Origin of the sequence: Caballeronia sp. SEWSISQ10-4 2 (genome assembly GCF_030464885.1) — a bacterium.
Classification (GTDB): domain Bacteria; phylum Pseudomonadota; class Gammaproteobacteria; order Burkholderiales; family Burkholderiaceae; genus Caballeronia.
The window spans coordinates 24,528-35,711 of the sequence record NZ_JALPRJ010000080.1 but is presented as its reverse complement, the minus strand read 5'-3'; the positions used below and the strand labels follow the sequence as shown (position 1 = coordinate 35,711).

General features: G+C 61.7%; 11 protein-coding genes. 4 read left to right on the top strand and 7 right to left on the bottom strand.

All coding sequences use genetic code 11. The features are described from left to right. Positions 1-127: 127 nt before the first annotated feature. Together M0D69_RS35585 and M0D69_RS35580 are read right to left on the bottom strand one after the other, a co-directional pair. Positions 128-1,117 (bottom strand): PDR/VanB family oxidoreductase, encoded by a 990-nt coding sequence (locus tag M0D69_RS35585; RefSeq protein WP_301786512.1) that lies wholly within the window; start codon positions 1,115-1,117, stop codon positions 128-130. Between the two features lie 80 nt (positions 1,118-1,197). After that, positions 1,198-2,739: a Rieske 2Fe-2S domain-containing protein gene (locus M0D69_RS35580; protein WP_301786511.1), complete on the bottom strand. Its 1,542-nt coding sequence runs from the start codon at positions 2,737-2,739 to the stop codon at positions 1,198-1,200. 215 nt (positions 2,740-2,954) lie between these two features. Here M0D69_RS35580 and M0D69_RS35575 point away from each other — a divergent pair, with 215 nt between their 5' ends. Beyond that, positions 2,955-3,647, top strand: coding sequence for a GntR family transcriptional regulator (locus M0D69_RS35575; protein ID WP_301786510.1), 693 nt, complete (start codon positions 2,955-2,957; stop codon positions 3,645-3,647). On the opposite strand, the gene M0D69_RS35570 is transcribed toward M0D69_RS35575, so the two are convergent. Further along, entirely contained in the window at positions 3,644-5,005 is a 1,362-nt protein-coding gene (locus tag M0D69_RS35570) for an MFS transporter (protein ID WP_301786509.1), read from the bottom strand. The two genes, M0D69_RS35575 and M0D69_RS35570, sit on opposite strands and share 4 nt — an antisense overlap. Before the next feature lie 125 nt (positions 5,006-5,130). After that, positions 5,131-5,982, bottom strand: coding sequence for a class II aldolase/adducin family protein (locus M0D69_RS35565; protein ID WP_301786508.1), 852 nt, complete (start codon positions 5,980-5,982; stop codon positions 5,131-5,133). Between the two features lie 148 nt (positions 5,983-6,130). Between M0D69_RS35565 and M0D69_RS35560 the strand changes: the two genes are divergently transcribed. Next, positions 6,131-7,048 carry a LysR substrate-binding domain-containing protein gene (locus tag M0D69_RS35560; protein ID WP_301786507.1) on the top strand — a complete coding sequence of 306 codons (918 nt, stop codon included), beginning with the start codon at positions 6,131-6,133 and terminating at the stop codon, positions 7,046-7,048. 15 nt (positions 7,049-7,063) lie between these two features. On the opposite strand, the gene M0D69_RS35555 is transcribed toward M0D69_RS35560, so the two are convergent. Then, positions 7,064-7,732, bottom strand: a complete 669-nt coding sequence (locus M0D69_RS35555) for a glutamine cyclotransferase (RefSeq protein WP_301786506.1) — start codon at positions 7,730-7,732, stop codon at positions 7,064-7,066. Between the two features lie 35 nt (positions 7,733-7,767). After that, the gene (locus M0D69_RS35550) at positions 7,768-8,988 is read right to left on the bottom strand and encodes a helix-turn-helix domain-containing protein (RefSeq protein WP_301786505.1); all 1,221 of its coding nucleotides are present in this window, start codon (positions 8,986-8,988) and stop codon (positions 7,768-7,770) included. A 138-nt stretch (positions 8,989-9,126) separates the two neighbouring features. Here M0D69_RS35550 and M0D69_RS35545 point away from each other — a divergent pair, with 138 nt between their 5' ends. Next, positions 9,127-9,897, top strand: a complete 771-nt coding sequence (locus M0D69_RS35545; protein ID WP_301786504.1) for a DUF899 domain-containing protein — start codon at positions 9,127-9,129, stop codon at positions 9,895-9,897. A 41-nt stretch (positions 9,898-9,938) separates the two neighbouring features. Further along, positions 9,939-10,751 carry a DUF2182 domain-containing protein gene (locus M0D69_RS35540; protein ID WP_301786514.1) on the top strand — a complete coding sequence of 271 codons (813 nt, stop codon included), beginning with the start codon at positions 9,939-9,941 and terminating at the stop codon, positions 10,749-10,751. A gap of 108 nt (positions 10,752-10,859) precedes the next feature. Here M0D69_RS35540 and M0D69_RS35535 read toward each other — a convergent pair whose 3' ends face one another. Then, entirely contained in the window at positions 10,860-11,147 is a 288-nt protein-coding gene (locus M0D69_RS35535) for a DUF1330 domain-containing protein (protein ID WP_301786503.1), read from the bottom strand. Positions 11,148-11,184: the final 37 nt, after the last annotated feature.

Genomic DNA, 11,184 nt, shown 5'->3' with positions numbered 1-11,184 from the left:
AAAGAAATCAGCTAACTTAAACCGACCGCTAACCTGAGCAGCAGCAACCCAGCACAGCCCCTACCCATCCACGCCAGCAGACCAAAACCCAAAACCTGTCCACCAGCGCGAGCGAAACCGTGTCCGGTCAAAGGTCCAGCACCAGCTCCCGGCTCGATGCTCGCGATACACACGTCGTCAGGTATTCCTGCTTCTCGTCGTCACCGAGAATGCAGTCATTGTGTTCGACTTCACCCGATACATACCGCACCTTGCATGTGCCGCACAATCCTGCGCGGCACGAGGTTTCTATCGCCACGCCAGCGTCTTCAAGCGCATCGGCAATGCTCCGGTCGCTCGACACCGCTATCTGCTGCCCGGTACTGGCAATCTTCACAATGAACTCACCCACAGCCGCCGTGACGTTGTCGCTCGCGGCCCGTTCCGGCGCCTTGAAATGTTCGAAGTGAACGGTTCCGGGCGTCCAGTGTCCGGTCGCTGCGGCGCACGCTTTCATGAAGCCGCCCGGACCGCAGTAATAGACATGCACGCCGGGCGCGGTCTCGCTCAACAAGCGCTTTAAATCCAGTCCCTTCGACGGATCGCCGTTATCGAAATGAAATTGCAGCTTGCCGCTTGCGTGCATCGGCGCAAGCTCGGCCGCGAACGCTGTGCAGCTTTCGTCCTTCGCACAGTAGTGCATTTCATAATCGATGCCCACTTCCTCAAGCCGGTGCGCCATCGCTTTCAACGGCGTCACGCCGATACCGCCCGCCAGCAGAATGACCTTGCTGGCATCGGCGGCGAGTTCGAAGTTGTTGCGCGGATGACTGATGCGCACCTTGCCCTGCACGTGCAATCTGTCATGCAATGCTTTCGAGCCACCTCGTCCCGCTTCATCGCGCAATACCGCAATCACATAACGATGACGTTCGTTCGGCGAATTGCTCAACGAGTATTGGCGGACGAAGCCGTCGTTCAAATACACGTCTATGTGCGCGCCCGCCGTGAACGCGGGCAACCACTCGCCCGATGGATCGACGAACTCATACGAGTTGATACCCCTGCCTTCGAAACGGATCTGGCGCACAATCAGTTCCAGTGTGCGAGAGTCCGCCGGGTTGTCTGAACTTGCCATTACTTTTCCTTGTACTCGATCAAGGGAGGCGCGCGATTTGCGAGCCGCCCTTTAGCACTTTCGCACTTGAAAAAATCCGCTCAGATCTTGATCGATGCCTCGAGCGCATCGAACTTTTCACGCACAAACGTGGCCCGCTCTTCGCCCTTCAGCGTCTCGCTTTCCGTCAGGATCGCGACAATGCGTTTGGTCGCGTTGCGACGGTTCGCCACTTCCTGTTCGACAGTCTCGCCTTCCGGGATATCGAAGACATTGCCCGAACAATAACTATTCGGCGCACCCGCGTTGACGCGAAACCATTCAGCAAAGTTATCCGCCGATGCCGCCGGGTTCGTGCCGCGCACCGCGTCGCGCAGCATCTTGCGGAACATGAACAAGCCGGCGTCGAACTTCGTCGGATTTTCAAGCGCATGCACGGCTATCGGCCGCTGGCTGATGATCGCTTCGTAATCGCCTGGCGCGTATTGCGCGTCCTTGTAGTTCTCGCGCTCGCGATGGTCAGGCGGAATGGGCGGCAAATCTTCGAGCTTGTATTTGCCGAAGCGCTCGGGACGGCGCATCGCGACCTGCCCTTCCAGGAAGTCGATCGACTCGTAGCCGACCAGCGATTTATCGCAGATGCCACGCGTATCGATGCCCGGTCCCATCACGCGCCAGCCGATCATCTTGCTGTTTTCATCGTCGACAGGAACAGTCCAGCGAATGATGTGGAAACGGCTGAACAACTTCTTCTTCGAACCATCTTCAGACGTATAGGCGTGCAGGCTCAGATTGGGCAGCACCTGATGCTGGACACGCACAAAGAGCCTGTCTTTATCAACCCGGCGAGCGCCCGCGCAAGCAAGACTGCGGCCCTGCTGCACCGGCACGAAATGCATGTCGGGCGCGACCTCCATGGACTTGGCGCCGACTTCGTCGAATGTCGTGCCCTGGTACTTGCCGTTCACGACGTTCTTGCCGGCATGCAGCGCAGTCGGATGGTAGTTATCCGCAGCGTTGTCCTGGACTTGCAGCCAGTTGCAATGCTGGAAGTTGCTGTAGGCCACGAGTTCATCGCCGGGCGCAACCGTGAAGTCACCTTCCCATTCCGGGAACGGCGGCTCCTTGTCGGGCGGTCCCATGTAGGCAAACACCAGGCCGTTGCGTTCGACGGCTTTGTACGCGCCCTGCTGGATCGAGCACGCGTATTTCTCGGCTTCCTTTTCTTCGCCGTTTGGAAAGGGCACATGAAGACAGGTGCCGTCCACGTCGAAGACCATGCCGTGATAGCAGCACTTGATGCCGTGCTCCTGGATCGCACCATATTCAAGCGATGCCCCGCGGTGCACACAGTGCGCATGCAGCACGCCCACGCGGCCGCTGCCGTCGCGAAACGCGACCAGCTCTTCGCCGAGGATCTTCAGGTAGCGCGGGGTGTCAGTGAGTTCGATCGACATGCACACGGGATGCCAGAACGCCCGCATGTATTCGCCCATCGGCGTGCCGGGCCCCGTCTCGGTCAGTTCCGGATCGTGGCCCGGAACCTTGTTGGTGTAATAACCGCCAAAAGGCACCAGTTTCTTTGCGACCGCGCCGCCACCGGCGCTTTTCTGACCTTCTGCTTTCTCTGACTTGATGTTCATGGGGATCCTCTGCTGGGTTTATCGCTATCGCCGAGCTCTCTTTACATTCTGAACTCAGAACTCTGTATACAAAGATACAAGTCAAGATACCGCACTGTCTCTACAGGTAAACGCTCGATACCCTCCGTTTCAAGCCATCCAGCATTCAGTTTGACGCTGTCCGGGACCAACCTGTAACCTGTTGAACTCAGTATCCAAACTTATCGAGAGTCATCATGGTCGCCAAACTTCTGAAGCTTCAGGCACGTACTGACTACGTCGATGAAGTCTATAAAGTACTGCTCGACGCCATCAGCGAAGGATCGCTCGCGCCGGGAACCCGCATCACGCAGGAAGAAATTGCCGACCAGCTGGCGGTGTCGCGATCGCCCGTGTTGCAGGCGCTCCGTCTGCTCAAGAAAGACGGGCTCGTACAGGACGCGCCGGGCCGCGGTCTTCTCGTCACCCCGCTCGACGCCACCTGGATCGCACATCTCTACGAGATCCGCGGCGCGCTCGATTCCCTTGCCGCCAGCCTTGCCGCACAACACGGCGCGAAGCTCGACAAATCGCTGATTACGAAAGGCCGCCGCGCGTCGAAGGGCGACGACGTAAAGGCGATGATCGACGCCGACTGGGCTTTCCATTCCGCCATCTATGTTGCATCGGGCAATCCGTTGATTGCGGAAACAGCGCATCTTCACTGGGTTCATCTGCGTCGCGTGATGGGCGCCGTGCTGCAATCGTCGGTTCAACGCAAATCGGTCTGGGACGAACACGCGGCGATTGCCGACGCCATCGCCGCGGGCGACGCGCCCCGCGCGGCGGAACTGACCGCTCTCCATACCAGTCGCGCCCGAGAGAACCTGGTGCAACGGCTGGGTGAAGTACTGGGCGACGAACTAGAGGACACGGTGCACGTGCCTTAAGCCCGCGTCTGCGCGCCGCCTTCGAGCACCTGTTCCCTGCTCCTCGATGCTTCGCGCTTGCGGCTGTTCACGAGCTTTGCCGGCACGGTGAACACAAGCGCACTGCCAATGATCAGGCTCACCGCAAGCCCGAGCACGCCATTTCCTGTCGATCCCGTCGCGGTCTGGATCAACCCGATCACATAGGGGCTGACAACGCCCGAAATGCTGCCCACCGAGTTGGCAACGGCCAGCCCAGCCGCCGCTGCCGCGCCGCCGAGAATGGCCGGGGGAAGCACCCAGAACTGCGAGATCGTCGTCATTACGCCCATCGTGCCAACAGTCAGCGCAACCATTGCAACGGGTGTGGAATGCGCATAGGAGACGCTGAAGTACAGACCCGCCGCACCGATAACGCCCGGCAACGCAAGGTGCCAGCGCCGCTCGCCGCGAGCATCCGAACTGTGGCTCACGAGCACCATCGTCACGGCGGCAGCGGCGTAGGGAATCGCGCTCAGCAAACCGATGTCCAGCGGATCGGCCACACCGCTGGCCTTGATCAGCGTGGGCAACCAGAAGCTCACGCCATACAGACCCATCGTGAAGAAAAAATAGATCAGGCTGAGCAACAACACCTTGGGATGCAGCAAACCGTCCCTCACCGAATGCAGCACGTGCGCCGAGCGTTCCTCAACCAGCGCGCCTTCGAGGAAGCTTCGTTGCGGTGAGGAAAGCCACTTGGCGTCGCTGACTTTATCGTCGAGATAGATCAGTGCGATGAGCCCCAGGACGGCCGTCGGAATGCCCTCAAGGACAAAGAGCCATTGCCAGCCCGCAAGCCCATGCGCGCCGCCCATATGGTTCATGATCCAGCCCGACAGCGGACCGCCGACAACGCCGGACATGGGAATGCCGGTCATGAAGAGCGCCGTCACCTTGCTTCGTCGTGACGAAGGAAACCAGTACGTGAGATAAAACAGAATGGCCGGGATGAAACCCGCTTCCGCCACGCCCAGCAGAAAACGCATGATGTAGAAACTGGTCGGCGTGGTGACGAACATCATGCCCGCCGAGATGATGCCCCACGTAATCATGATCCGTGCGATCCAGCGCCTCGCACCTACCTTTAGCAAAAGCAGGTTGCTGGGCACTTCGAACAGCAGATAGCCGACGAAGAACACGCCGGCGCCGGCGCCATAGACGGCATCGCTGAAATTGAGGTCCTTGAGCATTTGCAGCTTTGCAAACGCCACGTTGATGCGATCCAGATATGCACACAAATAACAAAGAAACAGGAACGGCAATAGTCGCCACGTAATCTTGGAGAACGTGGACGCTTCGTCGCGTTTGCTGAATGCGGCCGGACTAGCGGGATTCATGTCTTGTCTCCTGGGGACGGATGAAAAGCGGGACGCCGGCCCTCTCTTGACGGCGGCTGTGTCGTCCCTGCCTAAAGCGCGACGCGTGCTGAATAGATAACGTTCAGCTCATGGAAGAGTGAGGGTCAGTCGAACATGTCGGGCTGGCGGGCAACGAGGTCGTTCCAGATCGTCTGGAAATGCAGCCAGCCGATGTATTCGCTACCCACATGCTCGCGGCTATATCGCGCCCGTTCCGGCGTGACGAGCCTCGGCATGATGCCGCTTGCATCGATCAGTAATTGCTGCTGGCAGCAGCGCTCAAGCGCGATAAACCAGAACGCGGCGGACTCGATGCTGTGGCGGCTCGCGGTCAGCAAGCCGTGATTCTGGTGAATGGCCGCCTTCACGCCCGTGAACGCATTCGCGACTTTTTGACCCGCCTTCACTTCGACCGCGACCTGGCCGGCTTCATCGCCGATCACCACGTGGTCCTCGAAAAATGCCGCGGCATCTTGCGTAACGGGCTCGAGCTTTTTGCCGAGCGCCGCGAACGCCGTGCCGTACACCGTATGCGCGTGGCACATCGCCACGATGTCCTGATGCATCTCATGCACCGCCGCATGCAACACGAAACCCGCTCGATTGATCGCGTGATTGCCTTCCACCACGCGGCCTTCGTGATCCGCGCAAATCAGGTTGGACAGCTTCACTTGCGAGAAGTGAATGGCCATCGGATTGGTCCAGTACAGGCCTGGATTTTCCGGATCGCGCACCGTCAGGTGACCGGCGAAACCGTAATCGAAGCCCTGTTGCGCGAACGCCCTGCATGCTCCGACCAGGCGCTCTTTCAAGTGCTGCCGATGCGCTGCGTAACTCGTGAACGTCGGCAATTCCGGGAAGATCAGCCCTTCCTGTTCCGGTTGATAAATCGATACCTTGCCGTCCTTCACCAGCTTTTCCGTTGCACCGGGACGTGCTTCCATGACAGCCGCCATTTGCCTTTCTCCTGTAGAACGCATGGGATTGTTTTCAGGGCTTCATGGTCGTCTGCACGACCCTGATTGACAAACGATGACTGTTCATAGAAAGATGAACAGGATTCATGCATCAGGCAAAAACATTCCAAACGGAGATGGCACGCACATGCGACGCATACCGAATTTCGTGCTGCTGCGCGCTTTCGAAGCGGCTGCACGACTGGAGAGCTTCACGCTGGCGGCGGAGGAATTGCATCTGTCGCAATCGGCGATCAGTCATCAGGTCAAGGAACTGGAGGTCTATTTCGGCCTGCCTTTATTTCATCGACGCAACCGGCGCGTCGAAACGACGGCCGAAGGCAGAAGGCTTTTTGATAGCCTTGGACGAGTATTCGATGTAATCGAAGCGGCATGCAGCGAGGTTGCGTTGTCGCCTCAGGCCCAGGTGCTGGCCGTGCATTGCGCGCCGAGTCTTGCGGTGAAATGGCTCGGTCCGCGCCTGCCGAAATTCATGCAGGCGCATCCCGGCATCACGATCCGGCTTTCATCGGGCGCGGAACCGATCGACCTCACGCGCGTGCATGAAGTCGATATCGCCATCTCTTACGGCATGGCGGTCGAGCGTCCCGGTTTGCATGTGTATCCGCTTGGCGCGGAACGGATCGCACCGATGTGTTCGCCCGGCATGTTGCGCGAAGGTGTGCCGCTCGAACAGCAGATCGCCGGGTTCACGCTGATCGATTCGCAACTCAGCAGGGTTACCTGGCGGGACTGGTTCGCGCTGAACGGGCTGGAGTTTCCCAACAAACCCCGCCCTTCGTTCGATCGCGGCGCACTGGCGATATCGGCCGCCGTCGACGGCATGGGTATCGCACTCGAAACCACGCGTCTCGCCGAACGTGAATTCGCGCGCGGCGAACTGATCGAGTTCGGTGAAGGCCACTTCAAACCCTTCATGCGCGAGACGCACTTTTTGTCATATCGGACGAACGAGCGCAACCTCGACAAGGTGAAGCTGTTCAGGCTCTGGCTCGCCGACACGGCGGGAATGACTGCGCAGTGGCAAGCCGACGCTGCGTTGTGAGGCTACGCTAACCCCCTACTCACTCGTGGAGTCGACGGGGATCTCGGACCCTCGCCTGGGTCGGCGGACAACTCTCACCTTCCCGCTGTTTCCGCCGCCGCAGAAGAACTGATCGGCGCCATCGGACTCAAGCCCCGACACGCCCACGTCAGGCGGCATCTCGAGCCTCTCCAGGACCTCTCCTGTTCGAGGATCGATTCGCCTCAACTCGCTCTCATCCGCTTCCCAGGTGGCGTGCCAGAGTTCCGAGTCGACCCAGGTAACTCCGGTGACGAAGCGGTTGGACTCAATGGTGCGAAGAATGGCCCCTGTCTGGGGATCGACCTGATGAATCTTCCGGTCCCGATACTGCCCCACCCAGAGCGTCCCTTCGGCCCACGCGAGCCCCGAGTCGCCTCCACCGCCGGGCGCCGGGATTGTGGCGAGCACATGACCTGTCTCCGGATCGATCTTCTGGATCCGATCCTCGGCGATCTGAAACAGGTGCTGGCCGTCGAAGGCCGTTCCTGCATGCGCGGCGACATCAATCGAGCGCAGCGTCTTCCCGCTCGTCGGATCGAGGGCGTTCAGCTTGTCTCCGGCAGCAAACCAGACTTGCTGACCGTCATAGGTGACGCCGCCCACGCTATCAACCCCCGGAAAGGGCCCGTACTCACGGATGATTTCGGCCGCTGCTCGCTTCATGCTTCCCTCCTGTTTACCCGGTAGTGAACTCCATCTTAGTCACTCGGCAGTGGTGTGGAGAGTAACAATATCGTCGCGAATCCCGGCACGGACGGTGTCATCCAGCGAAGCGCCCGCGCGCGGCCAAACGACTGCACCTTGCCTGCTGCGGCAAGCGAGTCGAGTGCCCGCTGGACGGTGCGCTGGCTGGCTCCAAGCGCAAGCGCCAGGGCCGAGCTGGACCACGACTCACCGTCGGCGAGCAAGGCGAGCACCGCCGCATGCTTCTCTTCCACGGGCCGCATGAGCACGACGACCTCGTGTGCGCGATGCGGCACCAGTGCAAACCCTCGCTTCGTCGCGCTCACGCCGGCCAGCGTCCGAAGCACCTTGCGAAGCCGCCCGACTTCGACTCGCAACCGTGCGCGATGCGACTCATCGGCGAGCTTCCCCCGGAATGCCTGCGCGACGAGCGTGTCCCTCGACACGTCTGCGGGCCATGCTTCGCCGAGCGCGCGTGCGAGCGCGAACAACACCGGACGCGTTGCAAGCGAGATCGCCGTACCTGCGTCACGCACGACATGACGGCACGCGTCTACGACAAGCGCCCTCGACGCGAATAACGCTTCAACCTCCTCAAGCAGGAGGGGCCGCTCCTCGCCACGCGACAACAGACGCGCGGCAGGCGTGCTCAGGGCGAGGGACGCGCTTTCGACCTCCGCCGTCAGCGCAGGAATACCTGCGTGGCGCGCGGCGAGCTCGGCCCGCGCGAGCGCTACGCGCGCCGTCCTGGTCTTGATGCGTCGCAGCGCGACTCCTGCAACGACCAGCTCGTGGGCAGCCCTTAACGCGGGCGGGAAAGGCGTGGGGTCGAGCTCGGCGAGCGACCGCTCGGCCTCGTCGAGGCGCCCGATGAGGAGAAGGCGGCGGACCTGGAGATATCGCGCATGCGCGGCGTTGACCTGGTCGCCGTGCGCTTCGAGCGTCGCCCGCGCTGCGTCGAGCGCCTTCGCAGGCCAGCCCAGGTCGCGCGAGACGAGTGCGATCTCGGCCTCGGCGACGACACACCTCGCACGGGCCACGGCCTCTTTCGGACCGAAGGCGCGCGCCGCGCTTCGCAGGAGAGCCTTCGCTCGAACGAGATCGCCGAGCTGCGCCATCGCGATGCCTCGAAGCGCGAGCGCAGGTGCGTCGGCGCGCAAGGCGACCCGGTTCAATGCGCCGAGGGGGTCGCCCGCCGCGAGCGCACGCGCCGCGGCCGTGATCAGCGAGTCCATCGTCTATTTGAATCCCGCCACACTTGTCACTCCCACCGTTCGAGGCCCGGCACTAATCTATCACCAACCCGCACGTCGTATCGACAACTGAGCGAACGGCGGCGGACACCCAAAGGACAGCCAACAGAGGAAAGAATCATGACAACACACATCAGCGGCACACGTGAAGAGTGGCTCGCAGCGCGGCTCGAACTGCTCAAGGCGGAGAAGGCTCTGACGCGGCAGAGCGACGAGCTGACGCAGCAGCGGCAGGCGCTGCCCTGGGTTCGAATCGACAAGGCGTACCGATTCGAAACCGACGAAGGGAGCGCGTCGCTGGCAGACCTTTTCAGAGGGCGTTCGCAGCTCCTCGTCTACCACTTCATGTTCGGGCCCGACTACAAGGCGGGGTGCCCGTCGTGCTCGTCGATCGCGGACGGTTTCAATGGGTTCGCGGTCCATCTGGCGAACCATGACGTCACGCTATCGGCGGTATCGCGGGCGCCGCTCGAAAAGCTGCAGACGTACAAGCGTCGGATGGGATGGACGTTTCCCTGGGCGTCCTCGCACGGCAGCGACTTCAACTTCGACTTCAACATCGCGTTCACTGAGGAGCAACAGCGCGAAGGAAGCATCGAATACAACTACGAGCGCGGCGGCCACGCAATGGACGCGACACAGGAGGTCCCGGAGCCCGTCGCCCAGTTCGCGGCCACATGCGGAACCGACGCGGCGACGTTCACGCGCGACAGGCCGGGCTTGAGCACGTTCGTACTCGAGGACGGCGTCGTCTATCACACGTATTCCACCTATGCGCGCGGACTGGATGGCATCTGGGGTATGTACCAATGGCTCGACCGTGCCCCCAAGGGGCGCAACGAGGAGACGGGCGTCTGGTGGAAGCGCCACGACGAGTACAGCCAGCACTGAGCCAGGTCATGAGCGGCATTGATGCAACCGGGAGACGGAAGATGTCACGAAGCATGGTTTCCGAGCGCGCTTCCCAGCGCGCCTTCTTCGGTGTCTCGGCACTGCTCTTCGCCGCCAGCGCGGCGGTGACAAGGGTCTGGTGCGCTTCCATGTCGGCGATGGGCGAGATGCCGATGCCCGGCGGCTGGACGATGTCGATGGCGTGGATGCTGATGCCCGGACAGACGTGGCCCGGCGCTGCGACGTCGTTCCTCGGCATGTGGGTCGTGATGATGGTAGCGATGATGCTGCCATCCCTCGTGCCCATGCTGTGGCGCTATCGCGAGGCCGTCGGCAGGACAGGCGAGACGCGCCTGGGCCGGCTGACGGCGCTGGTGGGCGCGGGGTACTTCTTCGTGTGGACCGCGTTCGGAATGCTGGCCTTTCCGCTGGGCGTCGCGCTAGCGGCGGTCGAGATGCAGGTGCCGGCGCTGGCGCGCGCCGTTCCGGTCGCGGTCGGCGTAGTCGTCCTGATTGCCGGCGCGCTCCAGTTCACCGAGTGGAAGGCGCATCACCTTGCCTGCTGCAGGGCGGCACCGGGTCACGGCCGAGCGCTGCCGGCGAACGCCGGCACGGCCTGGCGACACGGCGTGCGCCTCGGCCTGCACTGCAGCACCTGCTGTGCAGGCCTGACGGCGATCCTCCTCGTCATCGGGGTCATGGACCTGCGCGCGATGGCTCTCGTGACGGCAGCCATTACCGTCGAACGTCTCGCACCGGCCGGTGAGCACGTGGCGCGAGCAGTCGGAGCCGTCATCGTCGTAGCAGGGATGTTCCTGATCGCGCGAGCAGTCGGGCTCGCATGGTGCGCCTGAAGCGCCGGTCGATTTCGCGCTGCGCACGCGCGGCGCATTCTGCGGAAACTATGAGTCGGCTGCGGAACGCGCGGGCGTTGCGATGAGGTCGATCGTCGCCGGCTTTCGTCACACGCCTTCGACGAGGACAGCCCGATAACGCGACCCCTTGAAACGGTGCTGCGCGACTTCCTGATACGCCGGGCTGTCGTACCACGCACGCGCGGTCGCCGTGGACGGAAACTCGACGATTACGACACCCTCCGGCGCGTCGCCCTCGAGCACCTGCTGGGGCCCATAGGCGGCGAGAATCTTGACGGGGTGACCTTTGAAGGTCTCGCCGACCTTCCTCATGTAGGTGTCGAGTTCGCCCTGATCCTGCGTGCTTTCTCGTGTGAAAACAATATAGGTCGCCATGACTTGCACTCCTGCAGTGGTGTGAAGGTGCACACGA

What these genes read in the sequence shown, in the direction of transcription:
- M0D69_RS35585 (WP_301786512.1), bottom strand. Translation starts at nt 1,117, where the DNA reads ATGGCAAGTTCAGACAACCCGGCGGACTCTCGCACACTGGAACTGATT.
- M0D69_RS35580 (WP_301786511.1), bottom strand. Translation starts at nt 2,739, where the DNA reads ATGAACATCAAGTCAGAGAAAGCAGAAGGTCAGAAAAGCGCCGGTGGC.
- M0D69_RS35575 (WP_301786510.1), top strand. Translation starts at nt 2,955, where the DNA reads ATGGTCGCCAAACTTCTGAAGCTTCAGGCACGTACTGACTACGTCGAT.
- M0D69_RS35570 (WP_301786509.1), bottom strand. Translation starts at nt 5,005, where the DNA reads ATGAATCCCGCTAGTCCGGCCGCATTCAGCAAACGCGACGAAGCGTCC.
- M0D69_RS35565 (WP_301786508.1), bottom strand. Translation starts at nt 5,982, where the DNA reads ATGGCGGCTGTCATGGAAGCACGTCCCGGTGCAACGGAAAAGCTGGTG.
- M0D69_RS35560 (WP_301786507.1), top strand. Translation starts at nt 6,131, where the DNA reads ATGCGACGCATACCGAATTTCGTGCTGCTGCGCGCTTTCGAAGCGGCT.
- M0D69_RS35555 (WP_301786506.1), bottom strand. Translation starts at nt 7,732, where the DNA reads ATGAAGCGAGCAGCGGCCGAAATCATCCGTGAGTACGGGCCCTTTCCG.
- M0D69_RS35550 (WP_301786505.1), bottom strand. Translation starts at nt 8,988, where the DNA reads ATGGACTCGCTGATCACGGCCGCGGCGCGTGCGCTCGCGGCGGGCGAC.
- M0D69_RS35545 (WP_301786504.1), top strand. Translation starts at nt 9,127, where the DNA reads ATGACAACACACATCAGCGGCACACGTGAAGAGTGGCTCGCAGCGCGG.
- M0D69_RS35540 (WP_301786514.1), top strand. Translation starts at nt 9,939, where the DNA reads ATGTCACGAAGCATGGTTTCCGAGCGCGCTTCCCAGCGCGCCTTCTTC.
- M0D69_RS35535 (WP_301786503.1), bottom strand. Translation starts at nt 11,147, where the DNA reads ATGGCGACCTATATTGTTTTCACACGAGAAAGCACGCAGGATCAGGGC.